A 17,184-nucleotide genomic window follows, 5' to 3' on the forward strand; every position below is an offset into this window, starting at 1 on the left:
GACACGGGCCGAACGTCCCCCGCGCCCGGGGGCGAAGCAGGTGGCCCTCCCCCCGGCCGTGGGCCCGGCCGGCGTGCGGAGGAGGAACAGTCCCCGGTCGGACTCCTCGTCCTGGGCGGTCCGGGGCGGCTGGTGCGTGGCCGTGACCGCCCTGGACCTGTCCGTTGCGGCGCACTCGTGGGCCGATCGGCCGGCGATCAGGTCTGCAACTCGACGGCGATCCCGGGTGGGTCCTGCCGCGTGCCGCTGGACGGTGCAGTGCGAGGCGACGGCCAGCAGGGCCGCGTGCCGCCGGGCGGCCTGCCGGGGGCCCGGACCTGGTCACCCGCTACATGGAACGCAAGACGGACCGGCTCGGCATCCCGCCGATCCCCGAGTTCATCGAGACGATCGCCGACACCGACACCGACACCGACACCGACGCCGGCGTCTACGCCTGCGAGGCGTCCGTCGACCTCTTCGAACTCGGCAAGGACGACCTCGTCGAGCAGGTCCAGGGCATCATCACCGTCGGCGAGTTCTACGAGCACGCGGCCGGCGGCCGGATCATCCACACCTGACACTGCCGGCCCGTGACCGCTTCGGCAGGGGCGCGGGACGTGATCTTCGCCCTGCCGGTCCGCGCGCCGCGCTGCGGCTGCGTCGGCTCAACCGGCGCACACGGGCCGCGGTGCGCGTGCCGGCCGCCCGGCCTCGGGTGCGGCCGCCGACGGCGCGGCCGGGTCCGGCGCGACGGGCACCATGACGACGGGAACCGTGGCACAGCGCACACAGGCGCGGCCGACCGTGCCGAGTGCGGGCAGCTCCCGCTGGGCGTACGCACTGCGCCCCAGCGCGAGAAGCAGGGCTCCGCTCGCCCGCGCCGGCAGCACCCTCGCGGGCGGCCCCTCCACCACGACGACCCGTATCGACCGGCCGCTTCGCGGGCCGAGGACCTCCCGCACCGCCGCGGCGAGCATCCTGGCGGCCTCCGCACGCTGCTCGGCGGCGGTCGGCCGGACCGGCACGGGAGCGTACGAGGCGAACCGGGCACCGGCCGGTTCCCAGGCGTGTACGGCGATCACGTCCGCATGCATCGAACTGGCCTGTTCGGCTGCCCAACGCAGCGCGGCCAGGGATGCTTCGGAGCCGTCGACGCCCACCACGATGCTGTTGTCGGCTGCTTCTGTCATGGCGGCCTCCCTCGACATGCCGTACTCCCACAGTGCCCGTGATCCGCTGGGAGGTGCGTGGGTCGAGGGGATCCCGGCCGGTGCCGAACGGTCCCTTGTCAAGGGATGGTTCACCCATGGGCTCCGGGCCCGACCGTGACCACCGCGGGGAGCGCGCCGGCGTCCGGCAGCAGACCGGGCGTCGGTCGCCTGCCGAACCACAGAGCCTTCCGCACCAGCCCCATGACCGCACCGGCGACCGCCGGACCGCCCGGCCTCCCTCCCGTGTCGCGCCGGCCACGCCCTGACTTCGAACAACGGTGCGGCGGCGGAGGTGAGGCCGACGGCGGTCAGCGCCCAGGAATGTCCGGGATCGAACGGCTGCTGTCCGTCGGTGTCCGTCGGCGGTCGTCGTGTTCGATCATGTGACGGCGTTCCGAACACCATGGCCGCGCCCAGCACGGCCGCGCCCAGCACGGCCGCGCCGATCAGGATGAGTGCAACCATGTCGCCTCGGCGCCCCCTGGGCGTTCACAGCGTCACCTCATGGCGCGAGGGAGAAATAGTTCTCCTCTTCCTGGGTGAAGTGCAGGCGCAGCACGGTGTGCAGCCCGTACAGACAGGCCCGGAGGTCGTCGAGTTGCTCCGGGGCCAGGGGCCCGGCCGTACCGGCGAGCGCGAGGTGGGTGGCGATGCGGCGGGCGAGGCGTCCGATCTCGGCGTGGGCGCGGCTCATCGTGGCGGTGGCCTCCGGGCCGCCGAGGGCGGGGGCGAGCGCCGGATAGAGCTCGTGCTCCTCCGCGTGCTCATGCGGCAGCAGCCGCTCGGTGAGCAGCCGGTGGACCTCCGCCACCGCCGCCAGGGACTCCGGTCCGGCGTCGGAGGAGAGACGGTCGGCGGCGGAGCGTACGGTCTCCAGCACGTCCCGCAGGTCGTCGTGCTCGGCCGCGAAGCGGTGGATGAGCGCCTCCGTGGAGGGCCGCAGAACGGGTCGCGCCGTCCGGTCGTCGCCCAGCGCCCGCAGGGCGTTGAGGATCACCACGGCGTCGATCCCCTCCTGGAGGAGCGCGCCGAGGGCGGGTGGGAGCAGACCGGCGGCGGCCGCGGCCATCGCGGCCAGGGACAGCGCCATCCCGCCGAGCGCGCTCTGCACGGCGATGTGCCGGGACCGTACGGCGACGGCGACGGCGTCGGCCAGGCGGTCCACCCGGTCGGTGGTCAGCACGACGTCGGCGGCCTCCGAGGACGCCGTGGCGCCGCGGGCCCCCATGGCCACGCCGATGTCGGCCGCCGCGAGGGCAGGGGCATCATTCACGCCGTCGCCCACCATCACGGTGACCGCGCGGGCGCGCTCTGCGCGGACCGAGGCGACCTTGTCGGCCGGGGTGAGCCCGGCCCGCACCTCGTCGAGGCCGAGCACGGCGCCGACCTCCTCAGCGGATTCGGGACGGTCGCCGGTGAGCATCACGAGCCGTTCGACGCCCGCCGCGCGCAGCCGGCGCAGGGTGCGCGGCGCGTCGGGGCGCAGCGGGTCGTGCAGCAGGACGGCGCCGACGGGGCGGCCGTCGACGCTCAGCCAGGCCACGGCCGCGCCGTCGAGCAGGGCCCGGTTGTCCACTGCGCGGACCCAGTCCGGCCTCTCGGCAGGGGAGTCGAGACGGCCGACCGCCATCCAGCGGCCCGCGAGCGTGCCGGCCGCGCCCCGGCCGGGTTCCTCGGACACATTCGCCGGCATGGACAGCCGCAGCCCCCGCGCACGTGCCGCAGCGACGACCGCCTGCGCCAGCACGTGCGGCGAGTACTGGTCGAGCGAGGCGGCCAGCCGCAGCACCTGGCTGGACTGCCAGCCGGGCGCGGCGACCACGTCGAGGACCTCGGGACGGCCCTCGGTGAGCGTGCCGGTCTTGTCCAGCAGCAGGGTCCGGGCCCGGCCCAGCGCCTCCAGCGCCCCGCCGTCCCGGACCACCACACCGAGCCGCGAGGTCCGCGACAGACCGGAGACGACGGCCACCGGAGCCGCCAGCAGCAGTGGGCACGGCGTGGCGACCACCAGGACCGCCACCGCGCGCACGGCGGAACCCGACACCAGCCAGGCCAGCCCGGCGGCCACCAGGGACACCGGCAGGAACCACGCCGCGTACCGGTCGGCCAGCCGGACGACCGGCGCGGACTCGGCGCCGGCCTGCCGCGCCAGCCGTACGATCCCGGCGTACGTGCTGTCCTGCTCGGTCGCCGTGACGCGCATCTCGAACGCGCCGCCGGCGTTCACGACGCCGCTGCGCACCGGCTCGCCGGCCGGGCGCCGCACGGTCAACGGCTCGCCGGTGAGCACCGATTCGTCCAGCACGGCCGTGTCGCCGGTGACACGGCCGTCGACGGGGACGACCTCGCCGGGGCCGACCACGAGCAGGTCGCCGGGCACGACGTCGGCCGAGGGCACGGTGCGTACCTCGGTGCCGGTGCGCCGCCGTGCGGTACGGGGCGCGTGTTCCAGCAGGGCACGCAGGTCCCGGGAGGCGCGCCGCTGCGCCACCGACTCCAGGGTGCGGCCGGTGGCGAGCATCAGTGCGATCAGCGCCCCGGCCAGGTACTCGCCGACGGCCAGTGTGCCGCCGAGGGCCACCACCGCGATCAGGTCCACACCCGCCTGCCCCCGGCGCAGGGCCGTCAGCACCCAGGCGACGGCGGGGACGACGGCGGCGATCGTGCCGAAGGCCCAGCAGAGGTCGGCGAGGTCGGGGGCGCCGAGCAGCCACGCGACGGCGCCGGCCGTGAGCGCGGCGGTCGTGACCGCCAGGAGAGCCGGTTCGGTTCCCGGGAGTCGGAACGGCCTGTTCCGCAGTGCGTGGTTCATGGGCGGTCCTCGATGGGGCGACCACAGGCAGTCAGCCGTGTGGGACGACGGTGACGGGACGTGCGGTGCGCGCGGAGGGCGGTTCGGCACGGGGGACGACGGCTCCTCCCGCCCGTACCGTCGCGCGGACGGACCGGAATCCGTGGAATCCGTCGAACCCGGCGAACGCGGAACCGGTCATGACGCGCACCTCCGGTGTCGGCGCGACGGCCGGGGCCGGGGCGCCGCGCGGCTGCCTCCGATCCCAGCCTCCGCGCCCGCACAGCCGGCGGGGGAGGGCCGGTCGGTGCGCTGCCGGGACCGTACGGCCCAGTGCGGGCGGGGCCGCTCGGACAGACGCTGACATCCGGACGGCGCGGCGGCCGCCCGCCCGCACACCGCTGCCGGTCCCGGCGTCCAGGACAGGACCCGCTGACATGGGGAAGACAAGGGGAAGGGGAGGACCCTGTCCGTCACCTGCGACGTCCTGATCGGCGACGCGGGGCACGGCCGTCCCGGTCCCAGCCCTTCCGGGCCGTGTTCCTCCGGCGTCTGACAGGCCGTACGCCCTGGTGACGTGGGTCCTTCGGGGCCGTAAGTCTGTCTGTGTGCCCGCCCGTCTGCCTGCCGTCCGCCCGTACTCGGGGCCGTTCGGCCCGAGTTGCCGCCGGACAGCCCATGGTTGCGCGGCCCGTTCCGCCGGACGATTGGCGTGCGATGAATTCAGGAGGAGTCGAGTCGGAGGAGGCGCGATCATGAAGCACCGGAAGGTCGGCTCCGTGATGACCACCGAGGTCGTCCGTGCCGAGCGGGGCACCCCGTTCAAGGAGGTGGCCCGCCTGCTCGGCGAACGCCACATCAGCGGAGTGCCTGTGGTCGACGGGAACGACAGGGTCGTCGGGGTCGTCTCCGAGACGGATCTGGTGTTCCGTCAGGCCGAGGTCCCTGACCCCTCCCTGCCCGCGAGGCGTCACCTGCTCGCGGGCCTGACGCCGGGGGGCCGCCGACGGGCCGCCAAGGCCAGGGCGCTCGCCGCGAACCGGCTGATGAGCGCGCCGCCGGTCACCGTCCACGCCGACGACACCGTCGTCGCGGCGGCCCGGACCATGACGGAGCATCACGTGGAGCGGCTGCCGGTCGTCGACGAGGAGGACCGGCTCGTCGGCATCGTCACCCGTGGCGACCTGCTCAAGGTCTACCTGCGGCCGGACGCGGAGATCCGCGAAGAGGTGACCGAGGAGGTGCTGGTGCGCGGACTGTGGGTGCCGAGGGGCAGCGTCCACGTCTCCGTGACCGAGGCCGTCGTCACGCTCTCCGGGCAGCTGGAACGCAGGAGCGACACGGAGATCGCCGTCTCCATGACAGGCCGGGTCGACGGTGTCGTCGCGGTCGTCGACAAGCTGACCTACCGGCTGGACGACTCCCAGGTGCAGCCCGACGAACAGGCGTACCACGGCGTGACCGAGGGCTGGCTGCGTCGGCTGTGACGGCCGCACGCATCAGCACGGCCGTACGGCGCCCTCGTGACCGTACGGCCGCGGCGCCGGCACACCCGGACCGGAACGCGGGGCCGGAAGGCCCGTGCGGCGGGGGAGCCGGGCCGGGGAGGCTGGTGACGGAAGATTCCCGAAAGGCGGTGTCGACCATGACCACGGCGTACCGGATCCCGTACCGGAACCCCGGCCACGCGGCTCTCCATCTGGCCCGGGCCGCCTCCCTGGCGCCCTCGCCGCACAACGTCCAGCCCTGGCTCTTCGCAGAGGTGGGGCACGATCGGGGCTTCGAGGTGCACGCCGACACCGGACGGCGGCTGCTGCTGACCGACCCGGGTGGCAGGGAGGCCACCATCGCCGGTGGGGCCGCGCTGTTCAACGCGCGGACAGCCGTACGGCAACTCGGTTTCCGGGCCGTCGTGGACGTGTTGCCGGTACCCCGCCGGCCGGATTTCCTCGCCCGCGTGGGCTTCGGCGCGCACGCTCCGGTCACCCGCCCCGAGGCGCGGATGGCGTGGGCGATCGGGCACCGGCGCACCCACCGCGGGCGGTTCGCGCCGGGGAGGCTGTCCGAGAGCCTGCTCGACGACCTGTCCGTTCAGGCCCGGGCCGAGGGCGCCGAACTCCAACCGGTGCACGACGCGGACCGGTTGGAGCTGCTCGCGGAGCTGGTGCGCACCGCGGAGGACCGGCACCGCACGGACCACGGGCACGCCGCCGAGCTCGCGCGCTGCGTCGGGCCGTGGGGACTGCCCGCCGAGGCCTGCCTCGGCCATCCAGATCTGACGGTGCTGGCCGGCCGCGACTACCTCGGCCTGGCTCACCGGTACACCGTGCCCGTCCGCAGCCGCCGCGTGGGGACAGGCACCGTTTTTGTGCTCTCCACCCCGGGCGACGGCCGCGCGGACTGGCTGCGGGCCGGTCAGGCGCTCCAGCGCGTCCTGCTGTACGCCGCCGCCCGGGACGTCGTGGCGGCCTTCCACACCCAGCCCCTCGAACTGCCCGCCCTGCGCGCCGAGGTGCGGACGTGGTTCACCCCCGGCCGGTTCCCGCAGATGCTGCTGCGGCTCGGTCACGCGGCACCCACCCCGCGCCTGCCCCGGCGCCCGCTCGACGGGCTGCTCGGGCACGAGAGCGCGCCGGCATCCGGTCGTTGACACAGGGCGGGCCGGCCCGGCCGCCGGTGCACCCGTCCGGGTGAGCCAGGGTGGGCGTGGGCGGCGTCCACCACCACGGCGAGACCGGCGCCCTCCCAGAGCGCGATCAGCCGCCCGGGACCGCCGTCGCTGGTGGCGAGCTCGGTACCGGGCGGCAGCGGCTGCTCACCGGCCCGCGCTCGCAGCCGGGCGACGACGGCCCAGCCCACGCCGTCGTCGTGCCGGAACTCGTTCCCGACGCCGACCACGGTGAGCCGCGTACGCTCTCCTCACGGTCCCCGGAGTCCGGTGCGCCGCGAGGACCGCACAGGGGCCGAACGACCCGTCCGAAGGGCCGGTGAGCTCCGCCCGGCACGGTCGGCCCTCGGCCGTGAGGCTTCCGCAGAGTCAGGTTGCGGGTGCCAGGTCGGTGGTGGTCAGGGGGATACCCCGGCGCAGGCGAGTGCCGCCCGCCGGGGGCTGCTGACGGCGAAGGCGCCGGGTTTCCCGGCATGACGGCGCAGGTCGGCAGGCCGCTGCCGCGGGTGACGGCCGGGCCGATGCCACGGTCGTTGTCGGTGACCTCCAGCAGCAGATCCCCCGTCGGCCCGGACAAAGACGGTGAAGGCCGAGGCGGAACGGCTCACGGGCGCCGTCGGCCGCGGAGACCTCCTCCGGGTCTTCCTGGGCCGGGACGAAGCCATCCGCGAGGAGATCGCCCGGGAGGTGCTGGGACACACGCTGGGCCTCGCACCCTCGGACGTGGGTGCCGAGGTACGCGGGGGCGGGTGACCCCCAAGGGAACCGCCGAGGCGAACAGCCTGATCCCGGTCATCGAGCGGTCGGCCGGGAACGTCGACGGCGTGGTCTCGCTCGCCAACCCACGTCGGGTACCGGACCGGCGCCGCCCGCAGGTCCCTCCCCGGGGCCTGAGCGGCACGTCCGAGGACGGGCCGGACGTTCCCCGGCACCCGGCCCCGGAGCGAGTCGCCGACAAGAGCGCCGTCGCTCAGAATGGATCTCACGGTCGACAAAGAGCCTCACCCATGCACAGGGGGAGGAAACCATGAAGGTAGGAGTGCTGACCGGGGGCGGGGACTGTCCCGGTCTCAACGCCGTGATCCGCAGCGTCGTCCGCAAGGGCGTCCAGGAGTACGGGTTCGAGTTCGCCGGTCTTCGGGACGGCTGGCTCGGCGCGCTCCGGGGCGATGTGGTGCCGCTGGGCATCCCGGACGTGCGGGGCATCCTGCCCCGTGGCGGAACCATCCTCGGGTCGTCGCGCACCAATCCGTTCAAGCACGAGGACGGCGTGCGCCGCATCCAGGACACCCTCGCCGCGCACGGCATCGACGCCCTCGTCGCGATCGGCGGCGAGGACACGCTCGGCGCGGCGGCCGAGCTGAGCCGTCAGGGCATCCCGATCGTCGGCGTGCCGAAGACGATCGACAACGACGTACCCGGCACCGACTACACGTTCGGTTTCGACACGGCCGTGGGCATCGCGACCGAGGCCATCGACCGCCTGCACACCACCGCCGAGTCGCACATGCGCACCCTGGTGGTGGAGGTGATGGGGCGGCACTCCGGATGGATCGCCCTGCACTCCGGCGTCGCGGGCGGTGCCAACGTGATCCTCATCCCGGAACGGCCGTTCGACATCGATCAGGTGTGCGCCTGGGTGAAGAGCCGCTTCGAGTTCCACTACGCGCCGATCGTCGTCACCGCCGAGGGGGCCGTGCCCAAGGAGGGGCAGATGGTCCTCAAGGACCGGTCGCTGGACGAGTACGGCCATGTACGGCTGTCCGGGATCGGCGAGTGGCTGGCCACGGAGATATCGCAGCGCACCGACACGGACGCCCGTACGACGGTGCTCGGTCACGTCCAGCGTGGCGGCACGCCGAGTGCCTTCGACCGGTGGCTGGCCACGCGCTTCGGACTGCACGCCGTCGACGCGGTCAGGGACGGTGACTTCGGGACCATGGTCGCGCTGAGCGGTACCCGGATCGTACGGGTTCCGATCCCCGGCGCCGAGACGAAGACCAAGATGGTCGATCCGTCGCTGTACGACGAGTTCGGGGTGTTCTTCGGCTGACGTCCGAGGAGTTCGGAGATCGGTCCGAGGGGTCCGTGGGCGTCAGCCGTCGTACGGTACGACCGTCACCGGGCAGTCGGCGTGGTGGAGTACGGCGTGCGTGACCGGTCCCAGCCGGCCCTCGCTGCCGTCCCGGCCGGCACCGCGGCCCACCACCAGCAGGTCGGCTCCGCGGGACGTGTTCAGGAGCGCCTCCGCGGGATGGAGCAGGACGACATCGGTGCGGACCGTCACCTCCGGGTACTTCTCCTGCCGGGTGCGCAGGGCGTCGGACAGCCGCAGGACCTCCTGGTCCTCCCAGGTGGCACGGTCCTCCTCGGTGACGAACAGCGTCCGGGGCGACACTGCCTCGGCGGGAAAGGCCCATGCCCCCACCACCCGCAGAACCGCACTTCGCGTCCGGGCCGCCCCGAACGCGAAGTCCGCCACCTCGTCGACCGGGCGATGTGCGTCGAAACCCACCACCACCTGAGGGACGGCGCCCGCCGAGCGCGTGCCGTTCCCGAAGCTGCCGAGCCGCCGTCCGGGCACCACGGTGACGGGGCAGCCGGCCGCAGCAGCCGCCCGAAGGGCCACCGAGCCGACCGCGAGGCCGTCGAAGCCGCCCGAACCCCGTGCCCCGACCACGAGCAGTCCGGCATCGTGCGCCGCGGACAGGAGAGCCTCGGCCGGGGCTTCGGGGCTCTGCTCGCCGCGCACCCGCAGATCCGGGTGGCGGGCACCGAGGTCGGCGACCACGCCCTGGACGATGCGCTCGCCCACGCGGCGCATCGTTTCCCCGGCCTGGTGCGAGACCGCGTCGCCGGGAAGCGGTGGAGCCGCGTGCACGAGACGCAGGGTAACGCCTCGCAGCACTGCTTCCCGCGCCGCCCACTCGGCCGCGGCGAGGCTGTTCTCGGATCCGTCGACGCCCGCCAGCACGGGGTGGCTCATCGTGTCCTCCTTCGCCCGCCGGGGCCCGTTCACGCGTTCCTCCACTGTGTTCCACGGCGAGGCCCTCGAAAGTCCCGGCAGGCGAGACGTTCGCCCGCTCGTGGGCCGTTCGGCCTCGACGCGGGACCCGACCGGCCCTGCCGGGCGCGCCGCCCGCGCGGATGATGGACAGGGAACCCGCGACACGGCCGCACGGACTGTGGCACGTCCTGCCGCCCCGCATGTGTGCGGCCGCCTCCATCGGCATTTCGCAGGACAGGAGAGGCGGAGACCATGACCGACATCCAGGAGTTGCTGGGCAACGAGGCCAAGGAGCTGCTGACCCACTCCGCCCAGGGGATACCGAGGGAGGATCTGGTACTGCCCGGGGCCCCGACTTCGTCGACCGGGTCGTGTCCGGGACCGACCGGTCCCCCCGGGTGTTGTGCAACCTGCAGTCACTCTTCGACCACGGCCGGCTGGCCGGCACCGGATACCTGTCGATCCTGCCGGCCGACCAGGGAATCGAGCACTCCGCGGCACCGTCAGCCCGCCGACAGCCGGACCTGCGGACGCGCTGCCATGGGAGAAGGGTGCCGGGGCGGACATGATGACCGACGCCGTGGGACTCGGCAAGCGCTGTAGATGTTTTGGGTCACCCCGAGAGTCTTCGCCGGCCGGGGCGGCGTACGGACCGACGAGGCCGGGACCGTCACGGGTGACCTGACCGTGCGCACCACGTGGGACGGCAAGGAGGCCGACGCGACGGTCCGGTGCACCCGCACCTCGGAGATCGCCGGCTGGTTCCGGGCGCGGTGGAGTGCTGCCTGCGCCCCCACAGCGGGAGGCAGCCGTGGGTGACGTGGTCGGGAATTCTCCGGCTGCGTCTGCCGGCAGAGTGGGGGAGGATGGCCGCTGAGGGGGAGCGACCACGCGGCCGGGGTCCGCAGACCCTGCCCTCGACACTGTTGAGTGAAGTGGTGTTGACATGCCGGAACCATCACAGAGCCCTGCCTGGCGGCGGATCCCCGCGGACGTGGCCGGCGCGGCCGTCACGGTGGCACGGGTCGCGGGGCACGCAGCTCTTCACCCGAAGTCCACGATCGAGCGCGCACGCCAGCTGCCGGACATCGTGCCCGAGCTGGGCCGGGCAGTGAAGCCGATCCTGACCGGGCGCGTGGACGACTGGCGTGGCGAGTACGCCTACACACTCGGTGAGCAGGCGTTCGTCTACGGGTTTCCGTACATCTACAACGCCAAGCTGAGGCACGACTGGGTGACGCAACCGCGGAGCCCCTCGACGGTTCCGTACGCGCCCGTCAACCATTTCTGGCACGCCGAGCAGCTGCTGGACGCGACCTACCGCGACGGCGGATGCCCCAACAACGACACCCTCTATTCGACGGCCTGGGTGAACCTCGGCAGCGAGCCGGTCGTCCTCTCCCACCCCGACATGGGTGACCGGTACTTCACCTTCGAGCTGGTGGGGATCACCTCCGACAACTTCGACTACGTCGGTCAGCGCACCACCGGCTCCGGCGCGGGCAGCTTCGCCCTCGTCGGCCCGGAATGGCAGGGAAGCCTTCCCGCCGGGGTGCGTCGCCTGAAGAAGGCCCCCAGCCCCTGGGTCCTCGTCCTGGGCCGCACCCTCGTCAGCGGCACCGACGACGTGCCACGCGTTCGGGAACTCCAGGAACAGTACCGGCTCACCCCGCTCAGCCTGTTCGGCAAGCCGGGCGCGAAGGTCCCCGAGAGCCGCGACGTCCTGACGCCGATCCTGGCGGAGGAGGATCCCCTGGGGCCGTGGAAGACCCTGAACGCGATGCTGGCCGAGAACCCTCCGCCGTCCCATCACCACGTTCTTCTTCAGCAGTTCGCCCAGATCGGTGTGGGCCCCGGCCTTGACGTCGAGGCCCAGCCGGACGCGGTGAGACGAAGCCTGGCCCGGGCCGCCGCCGTCGGCGTGCCCCTGCTCAGACAGCAGATCCTCAGCGGCGACTGGGCCCACCTCGTCCACGGCTGGCGCTACCCTCCGCCGCAGATGGGACGCTTCGGCGACGACTTCCTCAAACGCGCCGCCGACCAGTCGCTCATCGGCATCACCGCCAACGACCCGGCCGAAGCCGTCTACCTGCTCAACTTCGACGACGCGGACGGCAACAAGCTTGCCTCCGAAGGCCGGTACGAACTTCACTTCCCCGGCGACGCCCTGCCACCGGTCGACGCGTTCTGGTCGCTGACCGTCTACGGCGAGGACATGAACCTCGTCCCCAACCCGGCCGAGCGCTACTCGGTGGGCGACCGCACCGCCGGCCTGCGGTGCGACGAGGACGGCGGACTGACCATCCACCTGCAGAGTGAGCCGCCCGACCAGGAAAGGGAAGCCAACTGGCTGCCCACCGCGAAGAAAGGCACCTGGTTCGTGGCACTTCGCATGTACCGGCCCCGCCCGGAGGTGGTCGACGCGACCTGGGAGTGTCCTCCTCTGACCCGCGTCGCGTGACGTTCCATCACGTCGGCAGAGCGGTCGCCGATCCGCCGCCCGCACAGGGAGGCCGCCCGGCCCGGACCGACCTCGCGCTGCGTGCCGCCGGGTACGGCATGGCCTCCTGGGCCGTCGACGGCATGGACGTCCTCGCCGCAGGTGATCAAGGATTCGATCAAGCGGATCGTTCCGACGCCGACTTCACCTTCGTCCGGCCGGACGACAGGTTCCAGGACGTGCTCGAACTCGGCTGCCTCGACTTCCTCGGCCTGGTGGAGCTGCTGCCCGAGCACGGTGTCACCCCTGGCGCGGCGCGACTTCGACGCTCCCGAGGCGGTGCCGCAGTCGAGAGCGGCCAGGGAACGACGAAGGCACACGTGGCGCCGGCACCACGGAGTTCAGCAGCGGCCGAACCGTGCGCCGCCACCCGGCCGACATGAAGTTGACCGAGATCGGACCACTGGATGGCTGCCCTGAGCCCAGGCGGACGCGGACTCAGGAACCGGAAGGAGAGGGCCGGGCGTCATCCCTCCGCCATGCCAGGTTCCCGGCGACCGCGGCCACGCCGTCCACGCCTCGGCACAGCTGCTCGACGACGGGAACCTGACTCCGGTACCGGAGGCTCGGCCGGACCGCCGTGGTGACCCGTTCCGGGGAGCGGGTCCTGGTGAGGCGGGGGACCCGGAGGGAGTTGGGCCGAATGGCCCCCGGGCCGGGGACGGTCCGCGCCGTCGGCCGGACCGCTCGGCTCAAGCGCCCCCGGTGGCGACGGAGTTGGCTGTGAGTGAGGGGAAGGACCCCGAAAGGGAGGGCGAGGACAGTGGGTACGAGCCTCACGACGGAGTTCTGGGAGCGCTTCTCGGTCCTGCTGGTGGTGGCGCTGGCCGTGACGGCGATCCTCACCGCGGTCTTCACCGCGCTGTTCGACGCGCTCACCGCCCGGCTGCGCGGCCGTCCGCCGCACCGCACCGCACCACGGATCCCGCATCCGCGGGTGCCGGCCGACCGGAGGACCCCCGCACACCTCTGATCTGAACCCGAAGGGTCCGCTGCCGCCCGCACGGAACGGGCGGCAGCGGACCCTTCAGCGCCGTGGGGGCGACGGTCACGGCCTGCGCAACAAGTCCTCCGCCACTCCGTGCAACGCCTGCTCGGCCGGCCGCGGCCGCCTGTCGTCGAGCCGGTGGGTGAGGCGGTCGACCACCTCCACGACACCGTCCAGCCGGCGCGTCCCACCGACCGCGACGGGAATCTCGCTGCGCCGCTCCAGCCGACCGGAGAGGGGCACCACGCCCTCCCGGACCGTGACCTCGCGTCTGCGGGGGCGGCCAGAGTGTGTCGGCGAGGACCGACTGCATGAGGTCGGTCTCGGAGTGCATGCCGCCTTTCATGGGTTTCATGGCCGAGCCGCTTTCGGAGGGCGACCCCTTCCGGACGGGCCGTATCGAGGTTCTCCGGGCGGGGCCCGGCCCGGCTTCCGGCGGCGGGTCCGCAGGGGCTGAGCGGGTACGCGAACGGGCCGAGTGGCCCCTCCTGCCGACCGCCGACCGGTGCGAGGGTGAAGGGAGGACCCGCCTGCCGCACGAGGTGGCAGCCCGAGGAGAGGCGGTGGGGACGATGACGCTTCCCCTGGTCGTAGGCGTCGACGGATCGGACGGAAGTCTGCAGGCGGTCGACTGGGCGGTGGCCGAGGCCGCCCGCCACGACGTCCCGCTGCGGCTGGTGTACGCGTCCCTGTGGGAGCGCTACGAGAGCGGCATCCCCGGGACCGGCCCGGAACGCCCTTCCGAACGTGTGCGGGCCGAGCACATCGTCGCCTCGGCGGCGCAGCGCGCGGCACAACGCGACCCGGACGTGAAGGTCACCACCGACATCGTTCCCGAGGACGCGGTGGACGCCCTCCTGCACGAGGGCAACAACGCCTGCGCGGTGGTCACCGGATCGCGCGGCCGGAGCGAGCTGAAGGGACTGCTCCTCGGCTCGGTCGGCCTGGCGGTCGCCGGCCGGGCGCACTGCCCGGTGGTCGTGGTCCGCGGCGACAAGGCCGGCCTGTCCGGCACCCATGAGCGGATCCTGCTCGGCGCCGGTGGCCCGGCCTCCGGCGGCGCGGCCGCGCGGTTCGCCTTCCGTGAGGCGGCGGCGCGCGGATGTGCCCTGGACGTGGTCTGCGCCTGGCGCCGTCCCCTGACGGCTGAGGACCCCGCCCGGGAATACGAGCAGCAGGCCTCGGCCCGGCTCGACGCACTGCTGGGCGAACTCATGGCCGAGTACCCGGGTGTCAGGGTGCGCAGTGCGACGGCCGAGGGCCCGGCCCACCGGATCCTGGTGAACCGCTCCGCGGCCGCCGATCTCGTGATCCTGGGCTCCGGCCGCCGGCACGGCCACGGCGGCCTGCAGCTCGGCCGGGTGGTCCACACCCTGCTGCACCAGGCGGACTGCCCGGTGGCCGTCGTACCGCAATCGGTGTGAACGTTGCATTCGGCGCTCGGAGGAGGAGGTTGCGGATGGCAGCGCGGGACCACGATGGCGTCGCTCCCGCGCTGCGGGGCGTCGAGGCGGTGGACGCGGTGGAGGCGGTGGAGGACGCGCTCGCGGGCGTCGCGGGGGCCGGCCGGACGGCTTCGCTGTCGTCGTACTCGGTCCGGGAGAGCCGGCCGTGAGGGGAGCACCGAGGTGAGGTGGGAGTACGGCGGTTACGCGCCCGCCGACGAGCGGCTCAGGGAGTCGCTGTGCACGCTCGGCAACGGCTACTTCGCCACCCGGGGCGCGCTGCCCGAGTGCGCCCCGGACGACGTGCACTACCCCGGCACCTACGCGGCCGGCTGCTACGACCGGCTCACCACGGCCATCGCGGGACACCGGGTCGAGAACGAGGACATGGTCAACCTTCCGAACTGGCTGCCCCTGCGGTTCCGGCTGCCCGGCGGGGACTGGCTCACCCCGGACACCGGCACCGTGCTGGAGCACCGTCAGATCCTGCGTGTGCCGGACGCGGTGCTGGAGCGCCGGACCCGGTTCGCGCTCGGTGCCGGCCGGACCCTGGACGTCCGCCAGAAGCGGATCGTCCACATGGGAGATCCGCATCTCGCCGCCCTGCGCACCGAGTTCACCGCCGGGGGCTTCGCCGGCGAGCTGGAGGTCGAGGCGGCCCTCGACGGCGGCGTCCGCAACGCCGGGGTGCCGCGCTACCGTGACCTGGCCGGCCGCCATCTGGTCCGTGTGCGCACCGGGACCGCCGCGCCGGACACGGTGTGGCTGCGCTGCCGTACCCGCGCCTCGGACATCCGGATCGGCATGGCCGCACGGCTCACCGGGGACGCCCCCGTCGAGGTCGGTATCAACCCCCTGCAAGCCGTACAGCGGCTGCTCCTGCCACTGACGCCCGGCGGTACCTCCACCGTCGACAAGACCGTCGCCCTGCACACCTCCCGCGACCCCGCGATCGGCGACCCCCTGGGGGCCGCCGTCGACCGGATCGCGACCGCTCCCGGATTCGACGAGCTGCTGCGGACGCACCGGAGCGCCTGGGGCCGGCTGTGGCGCCGCACCGGTCTCGACGTCCCCGGGGAGGCGGGCCGCATCCTGCGGCTGCACCTCTTCCACGTGCTGCAGACGCTCTCCCCGCACACCGCCGACCTGGACGTGGGCGTGCCGGCCCGCGGGCTGCACGGCGAGGCCTACCGCGGACACGTCTTCTGGGACGAGCTGTTCGTCCTGCCCTTCCTCGACCTGCACTTCCCCGAGGTCTCGCGGGCCCTGCTCCGCTACCGGCACCGGCGCCTGGACCGGGCCTGTGCCGCCGCCCGTGCGATCGGCCGGCGCGGGGCGATGTACCCCTGGCAGAGCGCCGGCGACGGGCGTGAGGAGTCGCAGTCGCTGCACCTCAACCCGCGCTCGGGGCGCTGGCTGCCGGACCACTCGCACCTCCAGCGGCACGTCGGCTCGGCGGTGGCCTACAACGTGTGGCGGTACTGCGAGGCCAGCGGCGACACGGAGTTCCTGCACACCGAGGGAGCCGGGATGCTCCTCCAGATCGCCCGGTTCTGGGCGGACTCGGCCACCTGGGACGACCGCCTCGGACGGCACCGCATCCGTGGTGTGATGGGCCCCGACGAATACCATGACGCCTACCCCGACGCACCCGGACCCGGCCTCGACGACAACGCGTACACCAACGTCACCGCGGCCTGGGTCCTCACCCGCGCCCTGGAGCTGCTGCACACCCTGCCCGAGCCGCGCCGCCGTGAACTCGTCGAGCGCATCGGTCTGGACGACGGGGAACCCGACCGGTGGGAGAAGGTGTCACGCACCCTCCACGTCCCCTTTCACGACGGCGTCATCAGCCAGTTCGAGGGCTACGGCGAACTCGCCGAACTGGACTGGGACGACTACCGCAGGCGGTACGACGACATCCGCCGCCTGGACCGGATCCTGGAGGCCGAGGGCGACAGCGTCAACCGGTACAAGGCGTCCAAGCAGGCCGACGTCCTGATGCTCGGCTACCTCTTCTCGCCGGCCGAACTCCGCTCCCTCTTCGACCGTCTGGGCTACGCGCTCGACGAGAAGACCTGGGCGCGCACGGTCGACCACTACCTGTGCCGCACCAGCCACGGCTCCACGCTCAGCGGCCTGGTGCACGGCTGGATCCTGGCCCGCGACCGGCGCGCGGACGCCTGGACGTTCGTCCAGGAGGCGTTGCGCGGCGACATCGCCGACCTGCAGGGAGGTACCACCGGCGAGGGTATCCACCTGGGCGCCATGGCGGGCACCCTGGACCTCGTCCAGCGCGGGCTGACCGGGCTGGAGACCCGTGCGGGGGCGCTGTGGTTCGACCCGGTGCCGCTGCCGGAGCTGTCCTCGTACGGCATGTCCCTGCGCTACCAGGGGCACTGGGGCGTACGACTGCGACTGGAGCGTGGGCGGCTGGAGGTCACCGTGCCGTCCTCCGGCGAGTCACCGATCGACATCCGGCTGCCGGACCGCGCGGTGTGCGTAGAGCCGGGGGACACCTGCGTGCTGGTGCTGCCCGACCACGACGACGGGCCCGAGCACGGGCCCGTCGGCCCCGGGTGAGGGCGGCCC

General features: G+C 73.4%; 17 protein-coding genes and 1 pseudogene. 12 read left to right on the forward strand and 6 right to left on the reverse strand.

Annotation, left to right across the window (positions count from 1 at the left end):
• Window positions 1-332: 332 nt before the first annotated feature.
• On the forward strand, window positions 333-560 hold the full coding sequence (locus tag SSP29_RS48160; protein ID WP_150136383.1) for a DsrE/DsrF/DrsH-like family protein: 228 nt from the start codon (window positions 333-335) through the stop codon (window positions 558-560).
• Between the two features lie 87 nt (window positions 561-647).
• On the opposite strand, the gene SSP29_RS59000 is transcribed toward SSP29_RS48160, so the two are convergent.
• The 3 genes from SSP29_RS59000 to SSP29_RS59005 all read right to left on the reverse strand — a co-directional run bounded on the left by SSP29_RS59000 (window position 648) and on the right by SSP29_RS59005 (window position 4,186).
• Window positions 648-1,172 (reverse strand): universal stress protein, encoded by a 525-nt coding sequence (locus SSP29_RS59000; RefSeq protein WP_167450191.1) that lies wholly within the window; start codon window positions 1,170-1,172, stop codon window positions 648-650.
• Between the two features lie 523 nt (window positions 1,173-1,695).
• Window positions 1,696-4,005: a heavy metal translocating P-type ATPase gene (locus tag SSP29_RS48170; protein WP_089107356.1), complete on the reverse strand. Its 2,310-nt coding sequence runs from the start codon at window positions 4,003-4,005 to the stop codon at window positions 1,696-1,698.
• Window positions 4,006-4,036: 31 nt separating this feature from the next.
• Complete coding sequence (locus SSP29_RS59005) at window positions 4,037-4,186, reverse strand: hypothetical protein (RefSeq protein WP_167450192.1); 150 nt, start codon at window positions 4,184-4,186, stop codon at window positions 4,037-4,039.
• Between the two features lie 553 nt (window positions 4,187-4,739).
• Here SSP29_RS59005 and SSP29_RS48175 point away from each other — a divergent pair.
• Complete coding sequence (locus tag SSP29_RS48175) at window positions 4,740-5,471, forward strand: CBS domain-containing protein (protein ID WP_089107357.1); 732 nt, start codon at window positions 4,740-4,742, stop codon at window positions 5,469-5,471.
• 158 nt (window positions 5,472-5,629) lie between these two features.
• Window positions 5,630-6,634, forward strand: a complete 1,005-nt coding sequence (locus SSP29_RS48180) for an Acg family FMN-binding oxidoreductase (protein ID WP_089107421.1) — start codon at window positions 5,630-5,632, stop codon at window positions 6,632-6,634.
• A gap of 23 nt (window positions 6,635-6,657) precedes the next feature.
• On the opposite strand, the pseudogene SSP29_RS48185 reads toward SSP29_RS48180, so the two are convergent.
• Window positions 6,658-6,882 (reverse strand): annotated as a pseudogene (locus SSP29_RS48185) (hydrogenase maturation protease); the annotation flags it as partial.
• 352 nt (window positions 6,883-7,234) lie between these two features.
• On the opposite strand from SSP29_RS48185, the gene SSP29_RS61480 reads away from it, so the two are divergent.
• Together SSP29_RS61480 and SSP29_RS48190 are read left to right on the forward strand one after the other, a co-directional pair.
• Window positions 7,235-7,405, forward strand: coding sequence for a hypothetical protein (locus tag SSP29_RS61480; RefSeq protein WP_167450193.1), 171 nt, complete (start codon window positions 7,235-7,237; stop codon window positions 7,403-7,405).
• A 274-nt stretch (window positions 7,406-7,679) separates the two neighbouring features.
• Window positions 7,680-8,705 (forward strand): 6-phosphofructokinase, encoded by a 1,026-nt coding sequence (locus SSP29_RS48190; protein WP_089107359.1) that lies wholly within the window; start codon window positions 7,680-7,682, stop codon window positions 8,703-8,705.
• 42 nt (window positions 8,706-8,747) lie between these two features.
• Here SSP29_RS48190 and SSP29_RS57970 read toward each other — a convergent pair whose 3' ends face one another.
• Complete coding sequence (locus SSP29_RS57970; protein ID WP_089107422.1) at window positions 8,748-9,638, reverse strand: universal stress protein; 891 nt, start codon at window positions 9,636-9,638, stop codon at window positions 8,748-8,750.
• Window positions 9,639-10,262: 624 nt separating this feature from the next.
• On the opposite strand from SSP29_RS57970, the gene SSP29_RS57980 reads away from it, so the two are divergent.
• The 4 genes from SSP29_RS57980 to SSP29_RS48220 all read left to right on the forward strand — a co-directional run bounded on the left by SSP29_RS57980 (window position 10,263) and on the right by SSP29_RS48220 (window position 13,132).
• A complete protein-coding gene (locus SSP29_RS57980; protein WP_089107360.1) occupies window positions 10,263-10,478 on the forward strand; it encodes a hypothetical protein in 216 nt (71 codons plus the stop codon).
• Window positions 10,479-10,605: 127 nt separating this feature from the next.
• A complete protein-coding gene (locus tag SSP29_RS48210; protein WP_089107361.1) occupies window positions 10,606-12,120 on the forward strand; it encodes a DUF1254 domain-containing protein in 1,515 nt (504 codons plus the stop codon).
• Window positions 12,117-12,542 carry a hypothetical protein gene (locus SSP29_RS60725; RefSeq protein ID WP_150136385.1) on the forward strand — a complete coding sequence of 142 codons (426 nt, stop codon included), beginning with the start codon at window positions 12,117-12,119 and terminating at the stop codon, window positions 12,540-12,542. Before SSP29_RS48210 ends, SSP29_RS60725 begins: the two co-directional genes overlap by 4 nt.
• Window positions 12,543-12,922: 380 nt before the next feature.
• The gene (locus tag SSP29_RS48220; RefSeq protein WP_089107362.1) at window positions 12,923-13,132 is read left to right on the forward strand and encodes a hypothetical protein; all 210 of its coding nucleotides are present in this window, start codon (window positions 12,923-12,925) and stop codon (window positions 13,130-13,132) included.
• A 75-nt stretch (window positions 13,133-13,207) separates the two neighbouring features.
• Here the strand turns inward: SSP29_RS48220 and SSP29_RS48225 are convergent, their stop codons facing one another.
• On the reverse strand, window positions 13,208-13,390 hold the full coding sequence (locus SSP29_RS48225) for a hypothetical protein (RefSeq protein WP_150136386.1): 183 nt from the start codon (window positions 13,388-13,390) through the stop codon (window positions 13,208-13,210).
• A 329-nt stretch (window positions 13,391-13,719) separates the two neighbouring features.
• Between SSP29_RS48225 and SSP29_RS48230 the strand changes: the two genes are divergently transcribed.
• The 3 genes from SSP29_RS48230 to SSP29_RS48235 are packed head-to-tail and all read left to right on the forward strand — an operon-like array spanning window position 13,720 to window position 17,175.
• Window positions 13,720-14,571 (forward strand): universal stress protein, encoded by an 852-nt coding sequence (locus tag SSP29_RS48230; protein WP_089107423.1) that lies wholly within the window; start codon window positions 13,720-13,722, stop codon window positions 14,569-14,571.
• Window positions 14,572-14,606: 35 nt separating this feature from the next.
• A complete protein-coding gene (locus SSP29_RS60730) occupies window positions 14,607-14,762 on the forward strand; it encodes a hypothetical protein (RefSeq protein ID WP_174856074.1) in 156 nt (51 codons plus the stop codon).
• 13 nt (window positions 14,763-14,775) lie between these two features.
• Window positions 14,776-17,175 carry a glycoside hydrolase family 65 protein gene (locus SSP29_RS48235; protein WP_174856075.1) on the forward strand — a complete coding sequence of 800 codons (2,400 nt, stop codon included), beginning with the start codon at window positions 14,776-14,778 and terminating at the stop codon, window positions 17,173-17,175.
• The last annotated feature ends 9 nt before the right edge of the window (window positions 17,176-17,184 follow it).

It is taken from the genome of Streptomyces hyaluromycini (assembly GCF_002217755.1).
Classification (GTDB): domain Bacteria; phylum Actinomycetota; class Actinomycetes; order Streptomycetales; family Streptomycetaceae; genus Streptomyces; species Streptomyces hyaluromycini.